This is a genomic window from Oryzobacter telluris (assembly GCF_043099285.1).
In the GTDB taxonomy this organism is placed as follows: Bacteria; Actinomycetota; Actinomycetes; order Actinomycetales; family Dermatophilaceae; genus Oryzobacter; species Oryzobacter telluris.
Window position 1 is genome coordinate 3,667,296 of the sequence record NZ_CP170723.1, and the last position, 26,666, is coordinate 3,693,961.

Below are 26,666 nucleotides of genomic sequence, written 5' to 3' on the forward strand. Positions count from 1 at the left end.
CGCCGACCGGCCTCACCGGCCGGCGGACGTCACTGCGGTCGGTTCCGTCAGGACTCGAACCCGAGGGGCAGGTACTCCTCGACGTTCTCCTTCGTCACCACGGGGGCGTCGAGGACGACACGCTTCGGCACGGCGGGCTGGACGAGGTCGGACAGGCCCTTGCCCTGCGCGAGGAGGCGGGCGAGGCGGATGCCGTCGGCGGCCTGGGTCGGCGGGTACAGGACGGTCGCGACCATCTTGCCCTCCTTGATCCAGCGCATCGCGTTCGCGGAGCCCGCACCACCGATGAAGGCCATCTCGTTGCGCTTGGCGTTGTCGAGGGCCGCCATGACGCCGACACCCTGGTCGTCGTCGTGGTTCCAGAGGATGTCGATCTTCGGCGCGGCCTGGAGGAGGTTCGAGGCCTCCTTCTCACCGGACTCGACGGTGAACTGGGCGGCGACGCGGTTGTCGACGTTCTGGCCGCAGGCCTTGAGGGCGTCGGCGAAGCCCTTGCTGCGGTCCTGGGTCAGGGGCAGCGCGTCGATGCCGGCGATCTCGGCGATGACGGCGTCGGTGAGGCCCTTCTCCTTGACGACGGAGCAGGCGTAGGTGCCGGCGCTGACGCCCATGCCGTAGTTGTCGCCGAGCACGGTGGTGCGGGCGGCGAACGGGGTGGAGAACTCGCGGTCGACGTTGACGACGATGATGCCGGCGTTCATCGCCTTGGTCGCGACCTCGGTGAGCGCGGCGCCGTCGGTCGGGAGCAGCACGATCGCGTCGACCTTGTCGTTGATGAAGGTCTCGATCTGGCTGATCTGGAGGCTGGCGTCGTTGGTGCCCTCGGCCGCCTTGAAGTCGATGTCGGTGTACTTCTTGGCCTCGGCCTGTGCCGAGCTGTTGATGGCGGCGAGCCAGCCGTGGTCGGCGGCCGGGCCCGAGAAGCCGATGGTGACCTTCTCGCCGGGGGCGTCGTTGTCGCTGCTCGCACCGGCCGGGGCCTGCGAGCCCGACGAGGTGGCCTCGGGGGTGTTGCTCGTGCACCCCGCGGCCAGCAGGCCCAGGATGCCGGCGGCGGCGATGAGCCGGGCCGAGCGGGAGATGGTGGTCGTGCGGGACATGAGGGTCTCCTGAAAGGGGTGGGGCGGTGCTGGGTGTGGGTGGTGATGGGTGTGGGTGGGGCGGGGTTCGTCTCGACCGGGTGTGGGACCGGCCGAGAGACTCAGGGGGATCGGCGCCTCGCGGCCAGCCGCTGCTGGAGCAGCACGGCGGCGACGATGATGACGCCCTTGGCGACGGCCTGCGTGGAGGTGTCGAGGTTGTTGAGGGTGAACACGTTGGTGAGCGTCGCGAAGATGAGGACGCCGAAGATCGTGCCGACGATGGTGGCCCGCCCGCCGCTGAGGAGCGTGCCGCCGATGACGACCGCGGCGATGGCGTCGAGCTCGAGGAGCTGGCCGTGGGTGGAGGTGCCGGTGGTCGTGCGGGCCATGAGCATCACGGCTGCCAGGCCGCAGGCGACGCCGAGCAGGACGTAGAGGTAGGCCGTCTGGCGCTGGACCTTGATGCCCGCCAGCCGCGCGGCCTCCGCGTTGCCGCCGACCGCGAGGGTGCGGCGGCCGAAGGTGGTGCGGTTGAGCAGGACCCAGCCGCCCACGGCGACGAGCGCGAAGATGATGACGAGCACCGGGATGCCCAGGATGCTGTCGCCGAAGAAGTCGATGAAGCCGCGGTCGCGGACGATCTGGGTGCGCCGCTGGGCGATGATCTCGGCGAGGCCGCGGGCCCCGGCGAGCATCGCCAGGGTGGCGATGAACGCCGCGACCTTCCCGTAGGCGACGAGCAGCCCGTTGACCAGGCCGCACCCGGCACCCACCGCGAGGGCGGTGAACACCATGAGGATCCAGTGGGTGTCGGCGGCCATGGCCTGGGTCGCGAGGGTGGTGGCCCACACGCTCGCCAGGGCCACGATCGCCCCGACCGAGAGGTCGATGCCGCCGCCGCCGATGACGAAGGTCATGCCGACGCTGACGACGCCGATGACCGACGCGAAGCGCAGGATCGTCATCGCGTTGTCGATGCTGCCGAACCGGTCGCCGGCGGTGAGGACCCCGACGAGGCAGAGGATGACGAGGGCGATGACGAGCCCGAGGTTGCGGCCGGCCGAGCCGGCGAGCAGCCCGCCGCGGCCGGAGCCCGCCGGGGGCTCGGTGGGGGCGGTGCTCTGGTGGTGGCCCACGGCGGAGGCCGTGGGGGCGGCGCCCGCGGCGGACGGCGTCCGGCCCTCCGGCTCGTTGGCCTTCGTGGTCGAGTCGAGGCTCACGCCGCGTCTCCTCTCATGATGATGTCGAGCACGCGGTGCTCGTCGAGCTGGTCGGCCGGTGCCTCGTGGAGCACCGAGCCCTCGCCGACGACGAGGACCCGGTCGGAGAGGCCGAGGACCTCCTCGATCTCGCTGGAGACGACGACGACGGCGACACCGTCGTCCGCCAGGCGGCGGACGAGGGCGTAGATCTCGGAGCGGGCGCCGACGTCGACCCCGCGGGTGGGCTCGTCGAGGAGCAGGACGCGGCAGCCGCGCAGCAGCCAGCGGGCGAGGACGATCTTCTGCTGGTTGCCACCGGACAGGGTCCGCATCTCGCGGTCGACCCCGGGCGGGCGGACGTCCAGGCTGGTGGTCTGCTCGAGGGCGGCGGCGTTCTCGGCGTCGTGGTCGATGAAGCCGCCGCGCGAGAAGCGGGTGAGGCTCGCCATCGAGATGTTGGTGGCGATGCTGTCGCCGAGGAGGAGGGCCTGGCTCTTGCGCTCCTCGGGGCACAGGCCGATGCCGGCGGCGACCGCGGCCCCGACCGAGCCGTTGCGGATCCGCGCGCCGTCGACGTGCACCGACCCGGTGTCGGCCTTGCGGGCCCCGAAGACGGTCTCGATGATCTCGGAGCGGCCGGCGCCGACGAGCCCGGCGAACCCGAGCACCTCACCGGGGCGGACCTCGAAGCTGACGTCGGTGAACTCGCCGCGGCGGGAGATGCCCTCGACCTGCAGGAGCGAGGGCCCCGTGGGCGGCTTGCGCCGCGGTGGGAAGACGTACTCGATGGCGCGGCCCGTCATCAGGCGGATGACCTCCGAGGTGGGGGTCTCCTTGGCGGAGAGCCCGGTGGACACCGTCTTGCCGTCCTTGAGGACGGTGACCCGGTCGCCGATGGTGCGGATCTCCTCGAGGCGGTGCGAGATGTAGATGACGGCGACGCCCTCGGCGGTGAGGTCGCGGATGACGTGGAAGAGGCGCTCGACCTCTCCGGCGTCGAGGACGGCCGACGGCTCGTCCATGATGATGAGCTTCGCGTCGTGGGACAGGGCCCGTGCCATCGAGACGATCTGCTGGCCGGCGGCGGAGAGGTCGCCGACCTCGGTGCCGGGGTTGATCTCGGAGTGGCCCAGGCGCTTGAGGAGCGCGGCCGCGGCCCTGGTGGCGGCGCGGCGTTGGGAGAAGCCGAAGCGCGAGCGCTCGTGGCCGAGGTAGATGTTCTCGGCGACGGTGAGCCCCTCGACGAGGTCGAGCTCCTGGTAGATCGTCGCGATGCCGAGGTCCATCGCCGCCTGCGGGTGGGCGAAGGTGACCTCCTCGCCGTCCCAGGTGATGGTGCCCTCGTCGGGCTGGTGCACGCCGGCGAGGACCTTGATGAGGGTCGACTTGCCCGCGCCGTTCTGGCCGAGGAGGCAGTGGACCTCTCCGGGGCGGACGTCGAGGTCGACGCCCCCGAGGGCGACCACGCCGGGGAAGCGCTTCACGATGTCGGCCATGCCCAGGAGGGTCGAGGCGCCGTTGCCTTGCATGCTGCGGGACGCTATCCGCACTTTTGTCGGCACGTCAAGCAAAAGTTTCGTCAAGATGGCAAAGTGGTATCGGCCTCGCAGACAAAAGCAGGGCCGCTGTGCTTGACTTGTCCGCGTGACCACCGTCGGCCCCTTCAGCCCGCCGGGCGGCTCGTCCGGGGCGGGGGAGCTGCTCCAGCTCATGCTCGACGGGACGCCGCGCACCCGGGCCGAGCTCATCAAGCTCACCGGCCTGGCGCGCTCCACCGTGGGCGCCCGGGTCGACGCCCTGCTCGCCGCCCGCCTGCTCGCCCCCTCCGGTGAGGCCGCGAGCACCGGGGGGCGGCCGGCCGCCCAGCTGGCCTTCAACCCGAACGCCGGCGTCGTCATCGGCGCCGACCTCGGAGCCACCCACGCGCTCGTCGCCCTCACCGACCTGCGGGGTCGGGTCGTGGCCGAGAAGGCGTTCGAGATCGACATCTCCACCGGGCCCGAGCTCGTCCTCGACCGGGTGGCCCGCACCGGGCGCGAGCTCCTCGCCGGGGCCGGTCGCCGCCGCGACGAGCTGGCCGGGGTGGGCATCGGCCTGCCGGGTCCGGTCGAGCACTCGACGGGGCGTCCGGTGCTGCCGCCGATCATGCCCGGCTGGGACGACTACGACGTGCCCGCCCACATCTCGCGCTCGCTCGGGGGCCCGGTCCTCGTCGACAACGACGTCAACCTCATGGCCCTGGGCGAGCACGCGACGATGTATCCGGACGTCGAGCAGATGATCTTCGTCAAGGTCGCCACCGGCATCGGCGCCGGCATCATCAGCGGCGGGCGGCTGCACCGCGGGGCCCAGGGCGCCGCCGGTGACCTCGGGCACGTCGCGGCGCTGCACGGCGGGTCGGTCCCGTGCACGTGCGGCAACGTCGGCTGCCTCGAGGCCGTGGCCAGCGGACCCGCCGTGGTGCGCGCGCTGCTCGAGCGCGGCATCGACGCCGGTGACACCCGCGGCCTCATCGCCCTGGCCAAGGGCGGCGACCTCGCCGCGGCCACCGCCATCCGCGAGGCCGGCCGCGAGATCGGGCACGTGCTGGCCACGTGCGTCTCGCTGCTCAACCCGTCGGTCATCGCGGTCGGAGGGCTGCTGGCCCAGGCCGCCGAGTCGCTGCTCGCGGGCATCCGCGAGGTCGTCTACGGACGCTCACTGCCCCTGGCCACGGGCGAGCTGCAGATCGTGGCGTCGCGCACCGCCGGGCACGCGGGCGTCATCGGCGCCGCGACGATGGTGATCCAGCACGTGCTGGCCGCCGAGCACGTCGAGGCGCAGATCTCCTCCGCCGCCGCCGGCTGACGGCCCGACCGACCGAGGCCGGCCCGGCCGTGGTCAGGCGGGAAGGGCCGGGGCCGTCGACTCCACGGGGACGGCCGGGACGGCGCTCCACGGCGGGCGGGACGCGAGGTCGCGCACCGCGGCGAGGGCCGTGGCGATCGTGTCCTGCTGGAGCAGCGGGTGGTCCATCGGCTGGGCGTGGACGAACTCGATGTCGGTGATGCCGACGAACCCGAAGATCGCCCGCAGGTAGGGCTCCTGGAAGTCGTAGGCACCCATCGGACCGGTCGGGGAGTAGTCGGCCCGCGCGAGGTGATGCAGACCATCCGCCGGCCGTGGACGAGCGGCACCGGGTAGCCGTCGGTGTAGGCGAACAGGTACCCGGGCTGCACGAGGCAGTCGATCCAGTGCTTGAGGACGTAGGGCAGGCCGAGTCCCCGGCGTGTCGGCGGATCCGGACACCGCGCCGAAACCTCTGCGCCACAGCGCCGTCGCACGCCCACGACGAAGCGCCCCGAGCGAGCTCGGGGCGCTTCGTGCTCTGGCGGTGGCGGTGGGATTTGAACCCACGGAGGACTTGCATCCTCACACGCTTTCGAGGCGTGCTCCTTAGGCCGCTCGGACACGCCACCGCCGGAGAGGCTACCCGAGCCGGGGCTCCGCCCAGAAATCGGCAGGGCCCCCGCCGGACCACCCTCCGGACGCGACGACGCCGCCCCCGGGAAGCAGGGGCGGCGTCGTGGTGGCGACCGCGTGGGCGGTCAGCCGAGCGGTCAGGCGCGCTTGGTGACGGCCTTGACGATGAAGAGCAGCACGACCGCGCCGAGGAGGGCGGTGAGGAAGCTGGCGATGAGCCCGGCTCCGGCCATGTCCATGCCGAACAGGCCGAGGAGGAAGCCACCGAGAAGGGCGCCGATGATGCCGACGACGATGTTCAGGATGATGCCCTGCTGCGCGTCGGTCTTCATGATCTTGCTGGCGACCCAGCCGGCGAGACCGCCGATGATGATCCAGGCGATGAAGCCCATGGGGGTTGGACCTTTCAGAGAGGTAGACGGTCCCGATCGGGAAAACCGCTGGTCATCGACGCTACACGAATCTTTGTCGAAGGTTCGAATCGCGTGCACGTCGATCTCCTCCCGGTTACCCGGGCAGCGGGGGACCCAAACGCGGGTGGTGGCCGTCGTCCTCAGCCCGGGCCGCGGTGGCCGTCGAAGAAGCGGCGCACCACCTCGCCGCACTCGTCCTCGAGGACGCCGCCGACGACCTCCGCCCGGTGCGTGGACCGGCGGTCGCGCACGACGTCCCACACCGAGCCGCAGGCGCCGAGCTTGGGGTCCCAGGCGCCGAGGACGACCCGCGCCACCCGCGCGAGGACGACCGCCCCCGCGCACATCGGACAGGGCTCCATCGTCACGACGAGGGTGCACCCCTCGAGCCGCCAGGTGCCGAGCGCCGCGGCGGCCGCGCGGATGGCGACGACCTCGGCGTGGGCGGTCGGGTCGCCCTCCGCCTCGCGCAGGTTCCAGCCCTCGCCGAGCACCTCGCCCGAGGCCGAGACGACGAGCGCGCCGACGGGGACGTCACCCGCCTGCGCGGCCCGCTCGGCGAGCGCGAGCGCCCGCCGCATCAGGGCGGCCTCGGTGGGGTCGGGCGGAAGGGGCACCCGCTAAGTTTCACCCATGCGCGTCATCAACCCGGACCACCGCCTCATCGCCCACAAGCTGACCTACCTCCGGGACAAGCGGACCGACTCCCCCACCTTCCGCCGCCTCGCGGAGGAGCTGATGACGCTGCTCGCCTACGAGGCGACGCGCGACGTGCGGGTCGAGCCGTTCGAGATCGAGACGCCCGTGGCGCCGACGACCGGCATCAAGCTGAGCAACCCCAAGCCACTCATCGTGCCCATCCTGCGGGCGGGCCTCGGGATGCTCGAGGGCATGGTCCGGCTGCTGCCGAGCGCCGAGGTCGGCTTCCTCGGGATGCAGCGCGACGAGGAGACGCTCGAGGCCATCACCTACGCCAACCGCCTCCCCGACGACCTGCGCGGCCGACAGGTCTACGTCCTCGACCCGATGCTCGCCACCGGCGGCTCGATGGCCGACGCGATCCAGTTCCTCCTCGCCCGCGGCGCCGACGACATCACCGCCGTGACCCTGCTCAGCGCGCCGGAGGGCATCGCCCACCTGCAGGAGGCGCTCAAGGACGTCGCGCCCCCCATCACCCTCGTCACCGGGGCGATCGACGAGAAGCTCAACGAGGTCGGGTACATCGTCCCCGGCCTGGGCGACGCCGGCGACCGCCTCTACGGCCTGGCCCAGTAGGTTCCCCGTCGAGGGGACCGGCACCCGGACGACACGCCCGGCATCCGGACCTCTCCCGTCACACCCGTCACATCTGGAAGCATCACTGGCTGAGGCGTGCGCCCGGTACGCCGCGATGCAGGAGGACCCACCATGCCGCCGATCAAGAAGATCGTCCTGTGGCTCGTCGTGGTGTTCCTGCTCTACGCGATCCTCACCTCCCCCTCCGAGGCGGCCGACATCTTCGGCTCGGCCTGGGACGTGGTGAAGAACGGCGTCGCCAACATCGCCGCCTTCTTCGACAACCTCATCAGCAGAGGGTGACGTGGCGCGCCGACCGCGGCTCGACCGCGAGCTCGAGCGCTACCTCGTGGGCGGCGAGACGGTCATCGTCGCGGTCCGACGCCACTGGTTCCACCTGATCCGCGAGATCGCGATGGCGGTCGCCGCCACCGTGCTGGCCTTCTGGGTCGACCTCGAGGTCCCCCGCACCCCCGGCGGCGAGGTGCTGCACAACCTCGCCCTCGCCATCTGGTGGGCGGCGGCGCTCTGGCTGCTGTGGCGCTTCCTCAACTGGCGGCACGACTGGTTCGTCGCCACCGACAAGCGCTTCCTGCTCTTCTACGGGTTCATCCGGCGCAAGGTCGCGATGATGCCGCTGATGCGCGTCACCGACATGACCTTCGACCGCAGCGTGCTCGGCCGGATCGTCGGCTACGGGATGTTCGTCCTCGAGTCGGCCGGGCAGAAGCAGGCCCTGTCGGTCATCGACCACGTGCCCGATGCCGACCGCCACTACCGCGCCATCTGCACCCAGCTCTTCGGTCCCGGCTCGCAGGTGCGGGTGATCCCCGGCTTCACGCCCCCGCCGCCCGAGGACGACGGCACGGGTGGCGACGACGGTCCGGGCCCCGACGGGCCGGCGCCGGTGGGTGGCCCGTCCGGAGACGCCGTGCCCGTTCCGTACGAGGACGCCTCTGCCACAACGGTTCACGAGCCGGAGTCCTGGTACCGCAGCTCGAACGTGCGCGGCTCGAACCGCCTCGGCGACACCGGGGAGATCCCCGTCGTGCGCGTCCCGCGGCACGACGACGAGGACGCCCCGCTGTACCCGCCGCGCCACTGGGCACAGTGACGCCGGCGGTCGGGGCGGCCCCCGACCGGGGGCTGGACGTCCTGCACCGCCGACGTGCCGGGCGGGTGTCCTCCGCTAGCGTCGACGGGTCCCTTTCACCGATGACAGGAGCCCGAGCCGATGGGCGTCATGCGTACGAAGTCGATCGAGCAGTCGATCGCCGAGACCGGCGAGCCGGAGTTCGAGCTCAGGAAGAACCTCAGCGCCCTCGACCTCACCGTCTTCGGGATCGGCGTCATCATCGGCGCCGGCATCTTCACCCTGACCGGCCGCGCGGCGGCGAACTACGCCGGGCCGTCGATCGCGCTCTCGTTCGTCCTGGCCGCGGTCTGCTGTGGCCTGGCCGCCCTCTGCTACGCCGAGTTCGCGTCCACCGTGCCGGTGTCCGGCTCGGCGTACACGTTCTCGTACGCCTCCCTCGGCGAGCTCGTCGCGTGGATCATCGGCTGGGACCTCCTCCTCGAGCTCATGCTCGGCGCCAGCGTCGTCGCCCAGGGCTGGTCGCAGTACGCGACCCTCTTCCTCGAGAAGATCGGCATCGTCGTGCCCGAGTCGGTGGCGCCGGGGTCGGCGTTCGACCTGCCGGCGTTCGTGCTGATCGTCGTGCTCACGGCGCTCATCGCCATCGGCATCAAGGAGTCGCTGCGGGTCAACCTCGTGCTCGTGGCGGTGAAGCTGTTCATCGTCCTGTTCGTCATCGTCGCCGGGATCGGCTTCATCAACACCGCGAACTACTCGCCGTTCATCCCGCCCAGCGCGGCCGGTGAGCAGGTCTCGGGCATCACGGCGCCGCTCATCCAGGTGCTGTTCGGCCTCGAGCCCACGACGTACGGCGTGCTCGGCATCGTGTCCGGTGCCTCGATCGTGTTCTTCGCGTACATCGGCTTCGACGTCGTGGCGACGACGGCCGAGGAGGCGAAGAACCCCCAGCGCGACCTGCCGATCGGCATCATCGCCTCGCTCGTCATCTGCACGGTGCTCTACGTGGCGACGACGCTCGTCATCACCGGGATGGTCAAGTACGACAAGATCGACCCCGACGCCGCGCTGGCTGCCGCGTTCGAGTCGGTGGGCAAGCCCGGGTACGCGACGCTCATCGCCGCCGGTGCCGTCGCCGGCCTGATGACCGTGGTGATGACGCTGATCATCGGCGCCACCCGCGTGACCTTCGCGATGTCGCGCGACTGGCTGCTGCCGCGCTCGCTCGGCCGGACCAACCCCAGGACGGGCACGCCGGTTCGCCTCACCCTCATCATCGGCACCGTCGTGGCGCTCGTGGCGAGCCTGACGCCCATCGGCAAGCTCGAGGAGATGGTGAACATCGGGACGCTGTCGGCGTTCGCGCTCGTGTCCGTCGCGGTGCCGGTGCTGCGCAGGAAGCGCCCCGACCTCAAGCGGGCGTTCACCGTGCCGTTCTCGCCGGTGCTGCCGGTGGTGGCCGCGCTCATCAGCGTCTACCTCATGCTCAACCTGTCGGGGGAGACGTGGGTCCGCTTCCTCGTGTGGATGGCGATCGGCTTCGTCATCTACTTCCTCTACGGCGTCAAGCGCTCGCGCATGGCCGTCGAGGAGCGCGGCGAGAAGGTCCCCGCCCCTACCGACGCCTGACCCGCCTGCACACCCCGGTTAGAGGTGAAATCCGACCCTGAGGCGGTCGGGTTTCACCTCGAACCATGTGCACGGCCGCCGGGTCGAGGTGAACGTCGACGCTGACAGGGTCGGATTTCACCTCGACCCGGTGCGTCCACAGGGGGCACCCGGTCCTGGGGTTTGTCCACAGCGCCGAGGTCGGGCTGGTGGAGCGAGGCCAGGGCGGCCACGGTGGCGTGATGACGACCTCCGACTCCCGCGCCGCGGTCGCGGTCCGGCGCGGGCTGGCCAAAGAGGTGGCCGCCCTCCATGGCGGTGTCGTCTCGCGGGCGATGTTGCGCGCGGTCGGGGTCGACCACCGGATGGTCGCGCGCGAGGTCGCGGCGGAGCGCTGGGCCCTCCACGGTGTCCAGACCGTCTCCGTCACCACCGGGGCCTTGGGTTTCGAGGGGTCGTGCTGGCGTGCGGTGTGGGAGGTCGGGGAGCGGGTGGCTGCGCTCGACGGCGTCACGGCCCTGCAGCACGCAGGTCTCACGGGGCTGGGCGACGCCACCGTCCACGTGTCGGTGAAGCACACCACCGAGGTGGTCGCCGTCGACGGCGTCAGGATCCACAAGGTCATCAGGCGCCCGTCGGAGCAGCTGTTCGGGGCCGGGCTCCCACGTGCCAGGCCGGCGATCGCGGCCGTCCGGGCCGCGCACTGGGCCGTCAGCGACCGCCAGGCGGCCCTGTTCCTCGTGATGCCCGTCCAGCAGCGGCTGTGCACCGGGCGCCAGCTGGTCGAGGCCACGGCGCACGCTCGGGGACGCACTCGTCGCGCCCTCATCCGGACCCTCGTCGGCGACGTCGCGGACGGTGCGCACTCCCTCGGCGAGCTCGACGTCGTCGCGTCGTGCCGGGCGCGCGGGCTCCCTGACCCCGCCCGCCAGTCGCTGCGCCGACTCCCCGGCGGCGCTGCCTACCTCGACCTCGAGTGGCCGGAGGCCCGCCTGGTGGTCGAGGTCGACGGCGCCGGACACCTGCGTGGGTTGCAGATGGTCGACGACGACCTGCGCCAGAACGCGGTCGCGATGGGTGACGACCTCGTCCTGCGGGTCGGGCTCATCGGCTGGCGCCTGACGCCGCACCTGTACCTCGACCAGATCGTCGGGACCTACTGGCGTCGCCTCCGGCGCGCGGCCTGACGCCGACGCCCCCGCATCGATTCGAGGTGAAAGTCGACCACCTCAGGGTCGGATATCACCTCGAGCCACCCCACCCACCTGCGATTCGAGGTGAAAGTCGACCACCTCAGGGTCGGATTTCACCTCGAACGGGAGGTGCTAGGGGCGGAGGAGGGCCTCGGCGGCGCCGCCGCCGGCGGAGGTGGAGACGCCCTCGACGTCGAGCGGCAGCTCGCCCGCGCCCTCGACGACCGGCCGACCCACGGCGTGGCGCTGGCCCACGGCGCGCTCGCCGGGGGTGGTCGTCGCGGTGATGGGCAGCTCGAGCTCGAGCACGCCCTTGCCGTAGCGCCCGTCCTCGGGCAGCGGCACCGGGTAGGTCCCCGTGAAGCACGCGGTGCACAGGCGGTCGCGGGGCTGGTTGGTGGCCCCGATCATCCCGTCCTCGGAGATGTAGCCCAGGCTGTCGGCGCCGATGGAGTTGCGCACCTCCTCGACCCCGAGCCCCGTGGCGATGAGCTCGGCGCGGGTCGCGAAGTCGATGCCGTAGAAGCAGGGCCAGCGCACCGGTGGAGACGAGATCCGCACGTGCACCTCGGCCGCGCCGGCCTCGCGCAGCATCCGCACGAGCGCGCGCTGGGTGTTGCCGCGGACGATCGAGTCGTCGACGACGATGAGCCGCTTGCCCTTGATGACGTCGCGCAGTGGGTTCAGCTTGAGCCGGATGCCGAGCTGACGGATCGTCTGCGACGGCGCGATGAAGGTGCGCCCGACGTACGAGTTCTTCACCAGCCCCTGGCCGTAGGGGATGCCCGACTCCTGCGCGTAGCCGATGGCGGCGGGCGTCCCCGACTCGGGCGTCGGCATCACGAGGTCGGCGTCGACGGGGTGCTCGCGTGCCAGTGCCCGACCCATCTCGACGCGGGCCTCGTGCACGACGCGCCCGCTGATGGTCGTGTCCGGGCGGGCGAGGTAGACGTACTCGAACACGCACCCCTTGGGCGAGGCCTCGGCGAATCGGGAGGACCGCAGCCCGTCCTCGTCGATGACGACGAGCTCGCCCGGCTCGACCTCGCGCACGTACGACGCGCCGACGATGTCGAGGGCAGCGGTCTCGGAGGCGACGACCCAGCCCCGCTCGAGCCGGCCGATGACGAGCGGACGGATGCCCTGCGGGTCGCGCGCGGCGTACAGGGTCGACTCGTCCATGAAGACGAAGCAGAACGCCCCGCGCAGCAGCGGCAGGGTGTCGAGCGCCGCGGCCTCGAGCGTGCGGTCGGGGTCGTCGGCGAGCAGCGCCGTGACGAGCGCGGTGTCGGTGGTGTTGCCGCGGGCGAGCTCACCGCGGTGCGGGTCGAGGCCGCGCCGGCCCTCGACGAGGTCGCGGAGCTCGGCGGAGTTCGTGAGGTTGCCGTTGTGGGCCAGCGCCACGGTGCCGCCGGAGTGCCCGCCGAGCGTCGGCTGGGCGTTCTCCCACGTTGACCCGCCGGTCGTGGAGTACCGGCAGTGGCCGACCGCGAGGTGGCCGCGCAGCGACGCGAGCGAGCGCTCGTCGAAGACCTGGCTGACCAGCCCCATGTCCTTGTAGACCAGCAGGCGCTTGCCGTCGGACGTCGCGATGCCCGCCGACTCCTGGCCGCGGTGCTGCAGGGCGTAGAGCCCGTAGTACGTGAGCTTGGCGACGTCCTCGCCGGGGGCCCACACCCCGAAGACGCCGCAGGCGTCCTGCGGGCTCTTGTCGTCGGGGTTGATGTCGTGGGTCAGGCGTCCGTCACCGCGTGGCACGTGCCCCAGTCTCCCACACGCCCGCCGTCGCGACCTCCGGTCGCCGAGGTCCGGACGGGCCCGACCCGGGCGACGCGCTCAGCGGCGGCCGACGCGCTCGACGAGGAGCGCGACGAGGGCGGCGAGCACCGCCGCGATCCCGGCGCACAGGAAGCCCAGGTAGCCCACGGCCGCACTCGCGTCGTACGACCCGGCGACCCGGTCGGAGACCCCGTCCGGGCGGGAGGCGAGGTAGACACCGACGAGGAAACCCAGGACCGCACCCGTGACGATGAACGGGAGGAAGCGCGGGCGACGACGTGGAGGCACGTCCTCAACGGTACGCGAGGCCCGCGACACCGCCGCCGGGGCCCGGCGACATGCTCGCCCGGGCCCCTGAGCAGGGCGCACACTCGGGGGATGACCCCATCCACGGACCCCCCGCGCTCCGAACACCCCGCATGACCTCGACGACGACGACCGCACCGGACCACCGCCCCCGTGGGCTCTGGTATGCCGCAGGCACCCTGCTCTCCGCCGCGGCCGGAGCCGGGGTCGGCCACCTCGTCGCGGGCTTCGTCTCCCCCGAGTCCTCCCCCGTCCTCGCCGTCGGCTCCACCGTCATCGACCTCACGCCGACCCCGGTGAAGGAGTGGGCGGTCGCCCAGTTCGGCACCGCCGACAAGCCGATCCTCGTCGGCTCGGTCGCCATCGTCACCCTCCTGCTCGCCGGCGGCATCGGGCTCGTCGCCCGCGGCCGCCGCAACATCGGCCTCGCGCTGCTCGGGGCGCTGGCGTTCACCGCCACCGTCGCCGCGGTCCTGCGCCCGACGAGCGGCCCGGTCGACGTCCTGCCCGGGCTGGCCACGGTCGGCGTCGGCGTGGGTGCCGGAGCCTGGTTCCTCGGCCTCCTCGACCGCTGGGGCCAGGCCGACCGCGACCCCGCCGCCGGCGCGGGCCCGGACACCTCGGCGCCCGCTGACGGCAGCTCCAACCGCCGCAACGTCCTCGCCGCCGCTGCCGGCCTCGGCGCCCTCGCCGCCACCGGCGGTGCCCTCGGCCAGGTCGTCACCCGTGGCGGCTCGGCCTCCACCGTCACCCTCCCCGTGGCCGCCGAGCCCCTGGGCGCCCTGCCGCAGGGCCTCGAGGCGAAGGTGCGCGGCATCTCCGCGTTCCGCACACCGAACAACGCCTTCTACCGGATCGACACCGCGCTGGTCATCCCGCGCGTGTCCACCGACGGCTGGTCGCTGACCATCGACGGCGACGTCGACAAGCCCTTCGAGATCTCCTTCGAGGAGCTCCTGAAGATGCCGATGGTCGAGGCCGACATCACCCTCACCTGCGTGTCCAACGAGGTCGGCGGCCAGTACGTCGGCGCCGCCCGCTGGCTGGGCGTGCGCACCAAGGACCTCCTCGAGCGGGCCGGCGTGCGCCCCGGGGTCGACCAGATCCTCAGCCACTCCACCGAGGGCATGACGATCTCCACGCCCATCCAGGCGCTGACCGACGACCGCAACGCGCTCGTCGCCATCGGGATGAACGGCCAGCCGCTGCCGGCGGTGCACGGCTTCCCCGCGCGGCTCGTGACCCCCGGGTTGTACGGCTTCGTCGGGGCCACCAAGTGGCTCAACAGGATGGAGGCCACCACCTACGCGGCCAAGCGCGCCTACTGGACCGAGCGCGACTGGGCCATCGACGGCCCGATCCTCACCCAGGCGCGGATCGACACCCCGCGCGGGCTCAACCGGGTCAAGGGCGGCAAGGTCGTCATCGGCGGCGTCGCCTGGGCCCAGCACCGCGGCATCGAGAAGGTCGAGCTGCGCATCGACGGCGGCGAGTGGCAGACCGTCGAGCTCGGCCCCGACGCCGGCATCGACTACTGGCGCCAGTGGTACCTCGAGTGGGACGCCAAGCCCGGTCGCCACGACCTCACCGTGCGCGCCACCGACAAGACCGGCGAGGCCCAGCCGGAGAAGCGCACCACGCCGTTCCCTGACGGGGCGCGCGGCTGGCACTCCATCGTCGTCATCGTGGAGTGAGCCGCCCACCACGCCCGTGACGCAGACGACCCGGGGAGAACCGCTGAGAAACAGCGGTTCTCCCCGGGTCGTCTCGGCAACGCGGCTGTGCCGCAACCAGGTCACGGATGGGCAACGGTGGAGAAAGTTCTCGCCGAACCCAATCCACCCCCGGAGCAGCCCCGAACCACTCCCGACCGAAGCAAGAAACACAAAACGTCAAGGAGCAGTTCCCATGCGTTCCACCCGTATGACTGTCGCCGCCCTGGCTCTCGCACTCCCCCTGTCGCTCGCCGCCTGTGGCTCGTCCGACTCGGGTTCGGGTTCCACCGGCATGTCCTCGTCCGCCGCCCCCTCGGCCAGCCCCTCGGAGTCCATGAGCTCCGACATGGGTGACAAGCCGTTCGGCGCCGCCTGCTCGGCCGTCCCCACCTCGGGTGCGGGTTCGTTCGACGGCATGGCCGCCGACCCGGTCGCCACCGCGGCCAGCAACAACCCCGTCCTGTCCACCCTCGTCACCGCGGTGACCGAGGCCGGCCTCGGCGAGACCCTGAACACCGCGAAGGACATCACCGTCTTCGCGCCGACCAACGACGCGTTCGCCGCCCTCGACAAGAAGACGCTCGACGCCGCCATGGCCGACCCCAAGGGCCTGCTCACCACCGTCCTGACCAACCACGTCGTCGAGGGTCGCCTCTCGCCCGACCAGGTCGCCGGCGAGCACAAGACCCTCTCGGGCAAGACCATCACCGTCGCCGGTTCCGGCGAGGAGTTCACGGTGACCCCGGGCGACGCCAAGGTCGTCTGCGGCAACGTGCAGACCGCCAACGCGACGGTCTACATCATCGACAAGGTCCTCGTCCCGGCGATGTGATCCGTCTCCTCGAGACGAATCATCAGGGATGATGAACGACATGACAGCCGCCTCCCCCGGTCCGGGCCAGCCCCTCACCGGGGGGGCGGCTGCCGTCACCACCGGCGCCGACCTCGCCGACCTGCTCCGCAGGTCCGCCCGAGGTGACGAGGCCGCGTTCGCCCAGCTGTACGACGCGACCTCACGCCGACTGTTCGGCCTCGTCCTGCGCGTCGTCCGCGACCACGCGATGTCGGAGGAGGTCACCCAGGAGGTGTACCTCGACGTCTGGCGGCAGAGCGCCCGCTTCGACGCCGACCGCGGGAGCGCCATCTCCTGGCTGATGACGATCGCCCACCGGGCGGCCGTCGACCGGGTCAGGTCGAGCGAGGCCTCCCGCCGCCGGGACGACGTCCACGCGACGACGAACCAGGACATCGACTTCGACACCACCGCCGAGTCCGCCCAGGCCTCCCTCGAGGCCCAGCGGGTGCGGCGCGCACTGACCACCCTCACCGACGCGCAGCGGAGCGCGGTCGAGCTGGCCTACCTCGGTGGCTACACGCACACCGAGGTCGCCCGCCTCCTCGACCTTCCACTGGGCACCGCGAAGACCAGGATCCGGGACGGGCTCATCCGTCTTCGGGACACGTTGGGAGTACCGGCATGAGCCCCGATCTGCACCACCTCTCCGGTGCCTATGCGGTCGACGCCCTCGACACGCACGAGCGCACGAGCTTCGAGGAGCACCTCGCGGTGTGCCCCGACTGCCGGGCCGAGGTCGCCGAGCTGACCTCCGCGGCGCACGCGCTGTCCTCCCTCGACGAGGCCATCCCTCCGCCGGCCCTGCGCGCCTCCGTGCTGGCCGGCATCAGCAGGGTGCGCCCCCTCCCCCCTCTCGACCCGGAGGTCGGTGGTTCGCTGCGTTCCGCCGACGTCGCGACGACGTCCGGTGGGCCCCGGCGTGAGCGCCGCAGCGACGATGGCGTCGTCGTCCCGTTCCGTCGGCGCACCGCCACCTGGCTGACCGCCGCCGCCGCGGCCGTGGCCGTCGCGGTCGGCGGTCTCGCCTGGTCGCCGTGGTCGGACCCCACGTCGTCCCCGTACGACCAGGTGGTCGCCGCGGCCGACGCCACGACCGTGACCAGCGCCAAGGGCGGCACCACCGCCAAGGTGGTCTACAGCCGCCAGCTCGGCCGCTCGGCCATCACCGTCGCGGGCCTGCCCTCGCTGCCCGACGACCAGACCTACCAGCTCTGGTACGCCGGCCTCGACGAGAAGATGCACCCGGCGGGCCTGTTCGACACCGACGCCTCGGGCCGCGCCACGGCCGTCCTCGACGGCGACGCCAACACCGCCACGGCGGTGGGCCTCACCGTGGAGCCCGCGGGCGGGTCGGCCCAGCCGACCACCGAACCGCTCATGGTGATGGCGCTCGCCTGACCACCGCCTCGGCCGCTGCCTCGAGAACCCCTTCGCTTCCGGCGTAGGGACTCTCGGGCCGCGGCCAGTGCGTGACGACGTCGGTGAAGCCCAGCTCGGCCGCCCGGCCGGTCATCTCGGCGTAGAGCTCGACCGACTCCAGCGCGTACCGCGGCGAGGAGTCGAGGAGGAGGTAGCGGTCGAGGGAGCCGCGGCCGGCCTGCGCGCACGCGTCGTCGAAGCGGGCGACGAGGCCGTCGAGGTGCCCGAACCACTCGTCGACCGTGTCGCCCTTGCCGCCGTAGGTCGCCCAGGCGTCGCCGAGCCGCGCCGCGAGCGCCACCGAGCGCGGGCCGTTGCCCGCCACGACGAGCGGCACCCGCGACCGGACCGGCTCGGGGAGGGTGCGGGCGTCGCGCGTGGCGTAGAACTCGCCGTCGTGGTCGACGTGGTCGTCGGTGAGGAGGCGGTCGAGCAGGCCGGTGAACTCGTGGAACCGGTCGACGCGCTGCTTGAGCGGCAGGTCCTCGCCGATGATGCGGCTGTCGAGGTCGCCGCCCGTGCCGATGCCCAGGAGGAAGCGACCCCCGCTCGCGTCGTCGAGGGTGATGGCGTCGCGCGCCAGGACGTAGGGGTGCCGGTAGTTCGGGGAGGCGACGAACACCCCGAGGCCGATGGTGGAGGTGACCGTGGACGCCAGCGCCAGGGTGGGCGCGAAGGCGAACACCGGTGCGTTCGGCAGGCCGCCCCAGACGAGGTGGTCGTAGGTCCACGCGTGGGAGAAGCCGAGCTCCTCGGCCGCCGCCCAGCGCGGGGCCGCCTGAGCCCAGCGGTGCTCGGGCACGACGACGATGCCGTGGCGCACGCCGGCGCTCATCGGGTGACCCCGGTGGCCTCGACGAGCGGCAGGAGGGAGTCCAGGCTCGCCCGGATGCCGCTGACCCGCAGCCGCCCGTCGGCCAGCGCCTGCGACCAGCGCAGGTCTCCGGTGGCCAGGCGCAGCCACGTCTCGGCGTCGGACTCGACGACGTTGGGCGGGGTGCCGCGGGTGTGGGTGGGCCCCTCGACGCACTGGACGGCGCCGTACGGCGGCACGCGCACCTCGACGCTGCGCCCGGGTGCGCGGGTGCCGAGCTCCTCGAGGGTGTAGCGCACGGCGGTGCCCCGGGTGGCGCGGTCGACGCCCTCGGGGTCAACCCGCCAGGCCGAGAGCGCAGCGGCGCCGGTGACGGGGTCGGTACGGCGACGGGGAGGCATCGCTCCATCCTAGGAGCGACCGCCGACGGGCCACCCGCGCCGCGTAGCCTGCGGGGGTGGGTGCGGCGGAGTTCGAGCGCGACGGCTCGCTCGTCACCGTCGTCCTCGACGGCCAGGGCCAGTCGGCGGTCGACCTCGACGACCCCGCCCGCCTGGAGTTCGAGTACGTGCAGCACCTCGCCCTGTGCGTCGACGCGCTGACGTCCCCGGGCCCGCTCCGGGTCACGCACGTCGGGGGTGCCGGGCTCACGCTCCCCCGGTGGGTCCACCACACGCGGCCGGGGTCGCCGCAGATCGTCCTGGAGCCCGACGAGGCGCTGACGGACGCGGTGCGCCGCGAGCTGCCGCTGCCGCGTGGGCACCGGATCCGGGTGCGGGCGGTCGACGGGGCGTCCGGGGTGGCGGCGATCAAGGACGACAGCGCCGACCTCGTCGTCGTCGACGCGTACGCCGGGGGCCGGGTGCCGGCCGACCTCGTGACCGGCGCGTGGTTCGGCGATGTCGCGCGGGTCCTCGCGCCCGGCGGGGTCCTCCTCGCCAACCTCGCGGACGAGCCGGGGATGCGGCACGTCGCCCGGGTGCTCGCCGGTGCCCGCGAGGCGCTCGGGCACGTCGCGCTCGTCGGCCTGCACGAGGTCCTCAAGGGGCGGCGCTTCGGCAACCTCGTCCTCGTCGCGTCCGAGAGCCCCATCGCCCTCTACGACCTGCGGCGCGCCGCGGCCTCCGCCGCCCTGCCGACGGGCGTGATGACGGGGGACGAGGTCGCGCGGAAGGTGCCGGGCGCGCGACCCTTCACGCCGCAGGACGCGCAGCCGTCACCCGTTCCCCCCGAACGAGGTGCGTGGCGCCGCCGCTGACCCCGAAACGTGTGTCACCCCTGCTCGCCCCGCAGGGTGCGCAGGATGCGGGCGCCCAGGGACTCGCGCGGCGCGGAGGCCGACGCGCCCCCGGTCACCCGGGGAAGGGTGCCCCCGGCCTCGTGGTGGCGCAGGGTGTGGATGACGTCGGCGAGGAAGGCGTCGATCTCCTCGCGGTCGTAGCCGCGCCGGAACTTCGTCACGGCGAACCGGGCCGAGCCCAGCCCCTCGGACGTCATCCGGAACGCCTCGGCGGCGCCACCGCCCTCGTGCCGCCGCAGCGTGGCGACGACGTCGTCGAGCAGCTCGTCGACCTCGCGCTCGTCGTAGCCCTCGCGGAACTGGGTCTGGGTGAACGTCGAGTTGAGGACGTCCTCGGCCCGCAGCAGGCGCGCCATCAGTCGACCCACACGCGGGCGTTGCGGAACATCCGCAGCCACGGGCTCTCGTCCTCGACCCGGCCGGAGGTCCACGACAGCTGGGCGTTGCGGGCGACCCGCTCGGGGTGCGGCATCATCGCGGTGAACCGGCCGTCGGGGGTGGTGACGGCGGTGAGGCCGTCGGGCGAGCCGTTCGGGTTGTGCGGGTAGGAGACCGCCGCGTCGCCGTGGTGGTCGACGAACCGCGCGACGCGAGCCACCGACGCGGCGTCGCCCCGCGCCGAGAAGTCGGCGAAGCCCTCGCCGTGCGCGACGGCGATCGGGACCCGGCTGCCGGCCATGCCTGCGGTGAGGATCGACGGCGAGTCGAGGACCTCGACCTGGGTGAGGCGGGCCTCGTACTGCTCGGACCGGTTGCGGGTGAACCGCGGCCACGCCTCGGCACCGGGGATGAGGTCGGCGAGCGCCGCGAACATCTGGCAGCCGTTGCAGATGCCGAGGCCGAAGGTGTCGTCGCGGTGGAAGAAGTCGTGGAAGGAGGCCGTGAGCCTCTCGTTGAAGAGCACCGACCGCGCCCAGCCCTCGCCGGCGCCGAGGGTGTCGCCGTAGGAGAAGCCGCCACAGGCGACGAGGCCGACCGCGTCGGCGAGGTCGAAGCGACCCGCCTGGAGGTCGGTCATGTGGACGTCGTAGGTGTCGAAACCCGCTCTGTCGAAGGCGAACGCGGTCTCGACGTGGCTGTTGACCCCCTGCTCGCGCAGCACCGCGACCTTGGGGCGGACCCCGAGGTTGAGGTACGGCGCCGCGACGTCGTGGGTGGGGTCGAAGGTCGTCTCGACCACGAGGCCGGGGTCGTCGTCGGCGCCGAACGCCGCGTGCTCCTCGTCGGCGCAGCCGGGGTTGTCGCGCAGCGCGGAGATCCGCCACGACACCTCGTCCCACGCCTGGGCGAGGTCGCGCAGCGGCTCGGCGAGGACCCGCTCGCCACCGATGGAGACGCGCACCGTCCGGTCGGTGGCCGTGCGGCCGACGACGGCAGCGAGGTCGCCCAGGCCGTGGTCGGCGAGCACCTGCTCGACGGTCGCCAGGTCGTCGGCGGGGACACCGAGGACGACCCCGAGCTCCTCGGCGAACAGGGCCGGCACGGACGCGACGTCGAGGTCGACCCCGACCGCCCCGGCGAACGCCATCTCGCAGGCGGCCGCCCAGAGGCCACCGTCGGAGCGGTCGTGGTACGCCAGCTTGACTCCGCGGGAACGGATCTCGGCCAGCGCCATCGCCAGGGACGACAGCCGCCGCGGGTCGTCGAGGTCGGGCACCTCCCCGCCGAACTCGCCCGAGACCTGCGCGAGCATCGAGCCACCGAGGCGGTCGAGCCCGGCGCCGAGGTCGACGAGGACGAGGGCCGAGCCGTCGCGCAGCTGCGGGGTCCAGGTGCCGCGGACGTCGGGCAGGGAGGCGAAGGCCGACACGACGAGCGACACCGGGGAGGTCACCTGCCGCGCCTCCCCCGAGGCCTCGTCGGTCCAGCGGGTGCGCATCGAGAGCGAGTCCTTGCCCACCGGCACGGAGATGCCGAGCGCGGGGCACAGCTCCATCGCCACGGCGTGCACGGTGTCGTAGAGCGCGGCGTCCTCGCCGTCCTCCCCGCACGCGGCCATCCAGTTGCAGGACAGCTTGACCCCGGTGAGACCGGCCAGCGGGGCGGCGAGCAGGTTGGTCAGCGCCTCGCCCACGGCCATCCGCCCGGAGGCCGGGCCGTGGACCGCGGCGAGCGGCATCCGCTCCCCGCTCGCCATCGCCTGGCCGGCGAACCCGACGTGGTCGGAGAGCGTGACGGCGACGTCGGCGACCGGCACCTGCCACGGGCCGACCATCTGGTCGCGGTGGCTGAGGCCGCCCACCGTGCGGTCGGCGATCGTCACGAGGAACCGCTTGGAGGCGACGGTGGGGTGGCGCAGCACGGCGTAGGCGGACTCGCGGACGTCGATCCCCGCGACGTCGAGGTCCGGGGTGGACCACGAGACGCGGTTGACGTCGCGCGTCATCCGCGGGGGCTTGCCGAGGAGCACCTCCATCGGCATGTCGATGGGGCGGTCGTCGTCGGGGCCGTCCTCGGCCCCGGGGGCCAGGACGAGCCGGCCGTCACCACTGGCGACACCGACGACGGCGTAGGGGCACCGCTCGCGCTCGGCGAGGGCGGCGAACTGCGACAACGACTCCGGAGCGATGGCGACGACGTAGCGCTCCTGGCTCTCGTTGCACCACGCCTCCTTCGGCGCCAGCCCCGACTCCTCGAGCGGCACCGCCGACAGGTCGAAGCGCGCCCCCAGCCCGGCGCCGTCGACGAGCTCGGGGAAGGCGTTGGACAGCCCGCCCGCGCCGACGTCGTGGATGGCGAGGACCGGGTTGTCGGCGCCGAGGTTGACGCAGTGGTTGATGACCTCCTGCGCGCGCCGCTCGATCTCGGGGTTGCCGCGCTGCACGGAGTCGAAGTCGAGCTCGGCCGCGTTGGCGCCGGCCGCCATCGAGGACGCCGCGCCACCGCCCATGCCGATCCGCATGCCGGGGCCGCCGAGCTGCACGAGCAGCGTGCCGGCGGGGAAGACGACCTTGTGCGTCTGGTCGGCGCTGATCGACCCGAGGCCCCCGGCGCTCATGATCGGCTTGTGGAAGCCGCGGCGGACGCCGTCGACGGTCTGCTCGTAGACGCGGAAGAACCCGCCCAGGCCGGGGCGCCCGAACTCGTTGTTGAACGCGGCGGCGCCGATCGGGCCCTCGACCATGATGTCGAGCGGGCTCGCCAGGTGCGCCGGGGAACCGTAGGGGTCGCGCTCCCACGGCTCGTCGGTGCCGGGCAGGTGGAGGTTGGAGACGACGAAGCCGGTGAGGCCGGCCTTGGGCTGGCTGCCGCGACCGGTGGCGCCCTCGTCGCGGATCTCGCCGCCGGCGCCCGTGGCCGCCCCCGGGAAGGGGCTGATCGCCGTGGGGTGGTTGTGGGTCTCGACCTTCATGAGGACGTGGACCTCGCCCTCGCGGGCGCCGTAGCGGCTCGGGCCGGCGGTGCCCTCGGGGAGCCAGCGGGTGACCGGGCCGCCCGCCATGATCGACGCGTTGTCGGAGTAGGCGACCACGGTGCCCTCGCCCGCGACCTCCTCGGTGTGCCGGATCATCCCGAACAGCGAGCGCGGCTTGGCGTCGCCGTCGACGACGAAGTCGGCGTTGAAGATCTTGTGGCGGCAGTGCTCGGAGTTGGCCTGCGCGAACATCATCAGCTCGACGTCGGAGGGGTTGCGCCCCAGCCCGGTGAAGGCGTCGACGAGGTAGTCGACCTCGTCGTCGGACAGGGCCAGGCCGTAGGCGGTGTCGGCCTCCTCGATGGCGGCGCGGCCCTTCCCGAGGACGTCGACGCGCTCCATCGGCTCGGCCTCGCGCTCGTCGAACAGGACCTCGGTGGCCGCCACCGTGGGCAGCGCGGTCTCGGTCATCCGGTCGTGGACGAGGTCGGCGACGGCCCCCCACTGCTCGTCGGTGAGGGGGGCGTCGGTGGCGACGCGGTACTCGGTGACCCGCTCGACGCGGCGCACGTCGACCCCGCAGTTGTGCGCGATGTCGGTGGCCTTGCTCGCCCAGGGCGAGAGCGTCCCGAGCCGCGGCGACACGACGACGGAGGTGACGTGCGCGCCCTCCGGGTCGGGGGCGACCGGCGGCCCGTAGGTGAGGAGGCGGGCGACGGTGGCCGCGGTGGCGTCGTCGAGCGGCTGCCGGCTGGCCACGAGGTGGACGTGACGGGCCCCCACCCCGGCGAGCCCGGGGACGACCCGCTCGAGCCGGGCCAGCAGGGCCGCGGCGCGGAACGGGGAGAGGGCGTTGCCGCCGGGGACGGTGGTCAGCACGAGGTCGTGCGACGAGGCCATGGCGTGCGGTCTCCCGGGGGTGCGGCGCGTGGGGTTCTGCCGAGACCCAAGGTTACCGGCGGCACGGCCCCGCGGTGCGCCCGGCACTCCCGGCGAGACGCGCCCGCGTGTACCATCTGGTACATGATCGAGGTCGTCCGCGAGTCCCACGCCCCCGCCGACCGGCTCTGGACGGTGATGTCCGAGGTCCGCCGCTGGCCCGACTGGCTGTCCACCGTGACGTCGGTGACCCCGCTGGAGCCCGGACGGCCCGACGAGGTCGGTGCGTCCTACGCGGTGAAGCAGCCGGGGCTGCCCGAGGCGGTGTGGACCATCACCGAGGTCGTGCCGGGCCGGTCGTTCACGTGGGAGTCCTCGGCGCCGGGGATGCGGTCCGTGGGGACCCACGAGCTGCGGCCGGGCGCCGACGGCACCACGCAGATCGCCCTCGGCCTGCGCTGGTCCGGTGCCCTCGCCGCGGTGGTGCGCTTCCTCGTCGGCCGCACCGCGCAGCACTACGTGACCACCGAGGCCGAGTCGCTCGACCGGACGGCCGCCGAGGGTGCCTGAGGCCGCGCCCTCACCCCGCGAGGAGCTGCTGGCCCGGGCCGTCGGCTGGTTCGCGGCGCACGGCGTGGGTGACACCAGCCTGCGCGCCCTCGCCACCGGCATCGGCACGAGCCACCGGATGCTGAACTACCACTTCGGTTCCCGCGAGGGCCTGCTCGTCGCCGTCGTCGAGGCCGTGGAGCGGGGCGAGCAGGGCGCCCTGCTCGAGCTGGCGGCATCCACTGACGACCCGTTCGAGGCCGGCGCCCTGTTCTGGACCCGGGTCGCCGACCGCGCCCAGGTGTTCGCCCCGCTGTTCTTCGAGCTGTCGAGCCACGCGATGCGCTCGCGCCCCCACGCCGAGCCGCTGCGGCGGTGGCTCCTGTCGGGGTGGACCCCCGCGCTGCGCGAGGCCTACGTCGGTGCCGGGGTGCCCCCCGAGCGGGCCGAGACCCTCGCCCTCCAGTCGCTCGCGATGGCCCGCGGCCTCCTCTTCGAGCTCGGCGTCACGGGCGACCGACCCGCGGCCGACGCGGCGATGGCAGGCTGGAGCGAGTCGGTCCGGCGCGAGCTCGAGGCGGTCGCCGGGTGAGCAGGGTCGTGGTGCTGGGCGGGACCGGGGCGATGGGGGCGCTCGTCGCCGGGCGGCTCGAGGCCGCGGGCCACGAGGTGGTGCGCGCGGCCCGGTCGACGGGCGTCGACGTCTCCACCGGCGCCGGACTGGACGCGGTGGTGGCGGGTGCCGACGTCGTCGTGGACTGCCTGAACCGCACGACCCTGTCGAAGGCCGTCGCCGTGGGGTTCTTCGAGGGCGCGGCCCGCCGGGTGGTGGCCGCGGCGGAGAAGGCCGGGGTCGGCCACCTCGTCGTCCTGTCGATCGTCAACGTCACCGACCCCGCCGTGCGGCGCTCCACCGGGTACTACGCGGGCAAGGCCGCCCAGGAGGACGCCTACCGCGCCGGCTCCGTGCCGCTCACCGTGGTGCGCACCACGGCGTGGTTCACCCTGGCCGAGACGTTCCTGGGCCAGATCCGGGTCGGTCGGGTCGCGCTCGTGCCCCGGATGCGGCTGCGGCCGGTGCACCCCGACGCCGCGGCCGCGCTGCTCGTCGACGCCGTGGGACGCGGCCCGGGCACGCCGCTGCTCGAGCTCGCCGGGCCCGAGGAGCTCGACGCTTCCTCGATGGCGCGGGCGGTGGCCGGCGCGCGCCATCAGGGCGTGAGGGTGGTCGGGATCCCGGTGCCGCTCAGGGGACTTCGTTCCGGACTGCTGCCCGGACCCGGCGCCACGGTCGACGACCGGACGTTCGGCGCGTGGCTCAGCCCGTGAAGGTGCGGCCGGTGAGCCGCTCGTAGGCCTCGACGTACTTGGCCCGGGTGCGCTCGAGGACGTCGGCCGGCATCGGCGGGGGCGCCGCGCCCGACTCCTTGTCCCAGCCGCTCGCCGGCGACAGCAGCCACTCGCGGACGAACTCCTTGTCGAAGCTCGGCTGGGTGTGCCCGGGCTCCCACTGGTCGGCGGGCCAGAAGCGCGAGGAGTCGGGGGTGAGCACCTCGTCGGCGAGGACCAGCCCGTCGGGGGCGTCGTCGTCGAGGCCGAACTCGACCTTGGTGTCGGCGATGAGGATGCCGCGGGCCGCGGCGATCTCGTTGCCACGAGCCAGGATCCGCGTGGTCAGGTCACGCGCCCGCTCGGCGGTGCGCTGGCCGACCGCGGCGACGACGTCGGCGAACGGCATCGGCTGGTCGTGCTCGCCCTGGGGCGCCTTGGTGCTGGGGGTGAAGACCGGCTCGGACAGCCGCGACCCGTCGACGAGGCCCTCGGGCAAGAGGACCCCGCTGACCCGGCCGTCGGCCCGGTACTCGCGCAGGCCGCCACCGGTGAGGTAGGCCCGGGCGACGCACTCGACGGGCAGCATCTCGAGCCGCCGCACGAGGACGGCGCGGCCGGCCACCTCGGGGGGCACGTCGGTGGAGACGACGTGGTGGGGCACGAGGTCCTCGAGCTGCTCGAACCACCACAGGCTCAGCTGGGTGAGGACGGCGCCCTTGTCGGGCACGGGCGTCTCGAGGATGAAGTCGAAGGCCGAGAGGCGGTCGCTGGCGACGAGGAGGAGCCGGTCGTCGCGCGGTGCGCCGGTGGCGGGGTCGAGCGGGGCGTAGAGGTCGCGGACCTTGCCCGAGTAGACGTGCGCGTACCCGTCGAGGACGAGCGGCTCGTCGGGCGCGGGGACGGTGGGGGCGTCGGCCATGCGGGCGATTCTTCCAGCCGTCGGGTCGGTGGGGCGCGGCCGCCCGCCGGGCGGCTCGGCGGTCGTTAACCGGGTGACACTGTCGGAGCCCTTTGGCAGGGTGGCAGAGCGGCGC

26 protein-coding genes, 1 tRNA gene and 1 pseudogene are annotated in these 26,666 nt (G+C 73.0%); 14 read left to right on the top strand and 14 right to left on the bottom strand.

Annotated elements, in window-relative coordinates; all coding sequences use genetic code 11:
- Window positions 1-47: 47 nt before the first annotated feature.
- From ACFLFB_RS17120 to ACFLFB_RS17130, 3 genes are all read right to left on the bottom strand, one after another.
- Complete coding sequence (locus ACFLFB_RS17120; protein ID WP_392543372.1) at window positions 48-1,100, bottom strand: substrate-binding domain-containing protein; 1,053 nt, start codon at window positions 1,098-1,100, stop codon at window positions 48-50.
- 101 nt (window positions 1,101-1,201) lie between these two features.
- Window positions 1,202-2,158 (bottom strand): ABC transporter permease, encoded by a 957-nt coding sequence (locus ACFLFB_RS17125; protein ID WP_392545442.1) that lies wholly within the window; start codon window positions 2,156-2,158, stop codon window positions 1,202-1,204.
- A gap of 140 nt (window positions 2,159-2,298) precedes the next feature.
- Window positions 2,299-3,780 (bottom strand): sugar ABC transporter ATP-binding protein, encoded by a 1,482-nt coding sequence (locus tag ACFLFB_RS17130; protein ID WP_392543373.1) that lies wholly within the window; start codon window positions 3,778-3,780, stop codon window positions 2,299-2,301.
- Window positions 3,781-3,928: 148 nt separating this feature from the next.
- On the opposite strand from ACFLFB_RS17130, the gene ACFLFB_RS17135 reads away from it, so the two are divergent.
- Window positions 3,929-5,131 carry an ROK family protein gene (locus ACFLFB_RS17135; protein WP_392543374.1) on the top strand — a complete coding sequence of 401 codons (1,203 nt, stop codon included), beginning with the start codon at window positions 3,929-3,931 and terminating at the stop codon, window positions 5,129-5,131.
- 33 nt (window positions 5,132-5,164) lie between these two features.
- Here the strand turns inward: ACFLFB_RS17135 and ACFLFB_RS17140 are convergent.
- The 4 genes and pseudogenes from ACFLFB_RS17140 to ACFLFB_RS17155 all read right to left on the bottom strand — a co-directional run bounded on the left by ACFLFB_RS17140 (window position 5,165) and on the right by ACFLFB_RS17155 (window position 6,740).
- Window positions 5,165-5,613: pseudogene (locus ACFLFB_RS17140) on the bottom strand (FMN-dependent NADH-azoreductase).
- A gap of 39 nt (window positions 5,614-5,652) precedes the next feature.
- Window positions 5,653-5,742, bottom strand: a tRNA-Ser gene (locus ACFLFB_RS17145).
- Between the two features lie 141 nt (window positions 5,743-5,883).
- Window positions 5,884-6,138, bottom strand: a complete 255-nt coding sequence (locus tag ACFLFB_RS17150) for a GlsB/YeaQ/YmgE family stress response membrane protein (protein WP_392543375.1) — start codon at window positions 6,136-6,138, stop codon at window positions 5,884-5,886.
- A 161-nt stretch (window positions 6,139-6,299) separates the two neighbouring features.
- Window positions 6,300-6,740, bottom strand: coding sequence for a nucleoside deaminase (locus ACFLFB_RS17155; RefSeq protein WP_392545443.1), 441 nt, complete (start codon window positions 6,738-6,740; stop codon window positions 6,300-6,302).
- Between the two features lie 52 nt (window positions 6,741-6,792).
- Here ACFLFB_RS17155 and upp point away from each other — a divergent pair, with 52 nt between their 5' ends.
- The 5 genes from upp (at window position 6,793) to ACFLFB_RS17180 (ending at window position 11,322) form a co-directional block, all read left to right on the top strand.
- Entirely contained in the window at window positions 6,793-7,434 is a 642-nt protein-coding gene (gene upp, locus ACFLFB_RS17160) for a uracil phosphoribosyltransferase (RefSeq protein WP_392543376.1), read from the top strand.
- Between the two features lie 132 nt (window positions 7,435-7,566).
- Window positions 7,567-7,737 (top strand): hypothetical protein, encoded by a 171-nt coding sequence (locus ACFLFB_RS17165; RefSeq protein ID WP_392543377.1) that lies wholly within the window; start codon window positions 7,567-7,569, stop codon window positions 7,735-7,737.
- Window position 7,738: 1 nt separating this feature from the next.
- The gene (locus ACFLFB_RS17170; RefSeq protein WP_392543378.1) at window positions 7,739-8,548 is read left to right on the top strand and encodes a PH domain-containing protein; all 810 of its coding nucleotides are present in this window, start codon (window positions 7,739-7,741) and stop codon (window positions 8,546-8,548) included.
- Window positions 8,549-8,668: 120 nt separating this feature from the next.
- Complete coding sequence (locus tag ACFLFB_RS17175; protein WP_392543379.1) at window positions 8,669-10,156, top strand: amino acid permease; 1,488 nt, start codon at window positions 8,669-8,671, stop codon at window positions 10,154-10,156.
- A 221-nt stretch (window positions 10,157-10,377) separates the two neighbouring features.
- On the top strand, window positions 10,378-11,322 hold the full coding sequence (locus tag ACFLFB_RS17180; RefSeq protein WP_392543380.1) for a hypothetical protein: 945 nt from the start codon (window positions 10,378-10,380) through the stop codon (window positions 11,320-11,322).
- A 138-nt stretch (window positions 11,323-11,460) separates the two neighbouring features.
- On the opposite strand, the gene purF is transcribed toward ACFLFB_RS17180, so the two are convergent.
- Both purF and ACFLFB_RS17190 read right to left on the bottom strand, forming a co-directional pair.
- Window positions 11,461-13,086, bottom strand: a complete 1,626-nt coding sequence (gene purF / locus ACFLFB_RS17185; protein ID WP_392543381.1) for an amidophosphoribosyltransferase — start codon at window positions 13,084-13,086, stop codon at window positions 11,461-11,463.
- 78 nt (window positions 13,087-13,164) lie between these two features.
- Window positions 13,165-13,395, bottom strand: a complete 231-nt coding sequence (locus ACFLFB_RS17190; RefSeq protein ID WP_392543382.1) for a hypothetical protein — start codon at window positions 13,393-13,395, stop codon at window positions 13,165-13,167.
- Window positions 13,396-13,526: 131 nt separating this feature from the next.
- Between ACFLFB_RS17190 and ACFLFB_RS17195 the strand changes: the two genes are divergently transcribed.
- The 4 genes from ACFLFB_RS17195 to ACFLFB_RS17210 all read left to right on the top strand — a co-directional run bounded on the left by ACFLFB_RS17195 (window position 13,527) and on the right by ACFLFB_RS17210 (window position 17,382).
- Window positions 13,527-15,107 (top strand): molybdopterin-dependent oxidoreductase, encoded by a 1,581-nt coding sequence (locus tag ACFLFB_RS17195; protein WP_392543383.1) that lies wholly within the window; start codon window positions 13,527-13,529, stop codon window positions 15,105-15,107.
- A 367-nt stretch (window positions 15,108-15,474) separates the two neighbouring features.
- Window positions 15,475-15,960: a fasciclin domain-containing protein gene (locus ACFLFB_RS17200; RefSeq protein ID WP_392543384.1), complete on the top strand. Its 486-nt coding sequence runs from the start codon at window positions 15,475-15,477 to the stop codon at window positions 15,958-15,960.
- 31 nt (window positions 15,961-15,991) lie between these two features.
- Window positions 15,992-16,609, top strand: coding sequence for an ECF RNA polymerase sigma factor SigK (sigK, locus tag ACFLFB_RS17205; RefSeq protein WP_392543385.1), 618 nt, complete (start codon window positions 15,992-15,994; stop codon window positions 16,607-16,609).
- Window positions 16,606-17,382 (top strand): anti-sigma factor domain-containing protein, encoded by a 777-nt coding sequence (locus ACFLFB_RS17210; RefSeq protein ID WP_392543386.1) that lies wholly within the window; start codon window positions 16,606-16,608, stop codon window positions 17,380-17,382. The genes sigK and ACFLFB_RS17210 overlap by 4 nt, the downstream gene beginning before the upstream one ends.
- Here ACFLFB_RS17210 and ACFLFB_RS17215 read toward each other — a convergent pair.
- Both ACFLFB_RS17215 and ACFLFB_RS17220 read right to left on the bottom strand, forming a co-directional pair.
- The gene (locus tag ACFLFB_RS17215; protein ID WP_392543387.1) at window positions 17,360-18,238 is read right to left on the bottom strand and encodes an LLM class flavin-dependent oxidoreductase; all 879 of its coding nucleotides are present in this window, start codon (window positions 18,236-18,238) and stop codon (window positions 17,360-17,362) included. The genes ACFLFB_RS17210 and ACFLFB_RS17215 overlap by 23 nt on opposite strands.
- The gene (locus ACFLFB_RS17220; protein WP_392543388.1) at window positions 18,235-18,618 is read right to left on the bottom strand and encodes a sterol carrier family protein; all 384 of its coding nucleotides are present in this window, start codon (window positions 18,616-18,618) and stop codon (window positions 18,235-18,237) included. The genes ACFLFB_RS17215 and ACFLFB_RS17220 overlap by 4 nt, the downstream gene beginning before the upstream one ends.
- Before the next feature lie 56 nt (window positions 18,619-18,674).
- On the opposite strand from ACFLFB_RS17220, the gene ACFLFB_RS17225 reads away from it, so the two are divergent.
- Complete coding sequence (locus ACFLFB_RS17225) at window positions 18,675-19,475, top strand: spermidine synthase (RefSeq protein WP_392543389.1); 801 nt, start codon at window positions 18,675-18,677, stop codon at window positions 19,473-19,475.
- A 14-nt stretch (window positions 19,476-19,489) separates the two neighbouring features.
- Here ACFLFB_RS17225 and ACFLFB_RS17230 read toward each other — a convergent pair whose 3' ends face one another.
- Window positions 19,490-19,873 (bottom strand): DivIVA domain-containing protein, encoded by a 384-nt coding sequence (locus tag ACFLFB_RS17230; protein WP_392543390.1) that lies wholly within the window; start codon window positions 19,871-19,873, stop codon window positions 19,490-19,492.
- Window positions 19,873-23,772, bottom strand: coding sequence for a phosphoribosylformylglycinamidine synthase (purL, locus tag ACFLFB_RS17235; RefSeq protein ID WP_392543391.1), 3,900 nt, complete (start codon window positions 23,770-23,772; stop codon window positions 19,873-19,875). The genes ACFLFB_RS17230 and purL overlap by 1 nt, the downstream gene beginning before the upstream one ends.
- 123 nt (window positions 23,773-23,895) lie before the next feature.
- Between purL and ACFLFB_RS17240 the strand changes: the two genes are divergently transcribed.
- Genes ACFLFB_RS17240 through ACFLFB_RS17250 form a run of 3 tightly spaced genes read left to right on the top strand, consistent with a single transcriptional unit; the run spans window position 23,896 to window position 25,629 of the window.
- On the top strand, window positions 23,896-24,321 hold the full coding sequence (locus tag ACFLFB_RS17240; RefSeq protein ID WP_392543392.1) for an SRPBCC family protein: 426 nt from the start codon (window positions 23,896-23,898) through the stop codon (window positions 24,319-24,321).
- On the top strand, window positions 24,314-24,892 hold the full coding sequence (locus ACFLFB_RS17245) for a TetR/AcrR family transcriptional regulator (RefSeq protein WP_392543393.1): 579 nt from the start codon (window positions 24,314-24,316) through the stop codon (window positions 24,890-24,892). Before ACFLFB_RS17240 ends, ACFLFB_RS17245 begins: the two co-directional genes overlap by 8 nt.
- Window positions 24,889-25,629: an SDR family oxidoreductase gene (locus ACFLFB_RS17250; protein WP_392543394.1), complete on the top strand. Its 741-nt coding sequence runs from the start codon at window positions 24,889-24,891 to the stop codon at window positions 25,627-25,629. Before ACFLFB_RS17245 ends, ACFLFB_RS17250 begins: the two co-directional genes overlap by 4 nt.
- On the opposite strand, the gene ACFLFB_RS17255 is transcribed toward ACFLFB_RS17250, so the two are convergent.
- A complete protein-coding gene (locus ACFLFB_RS17255; protein ID WP_392543395.1) occupies window positions 25,619-26,551 on the bottom strand; it encodes a phosphoribosylaminoimidazolesuccinocarboxamide synthase in 933 nt (310 codons plus the stop codon). The two genes, ACFLFB_RS17250 and ACFLFB_RS17255, sit on opposite strands and share 11 nt — an antisense overlap.
- Between the last annotated feature and the right edge of the window lie 115 nt (window positions 26,552-26,666).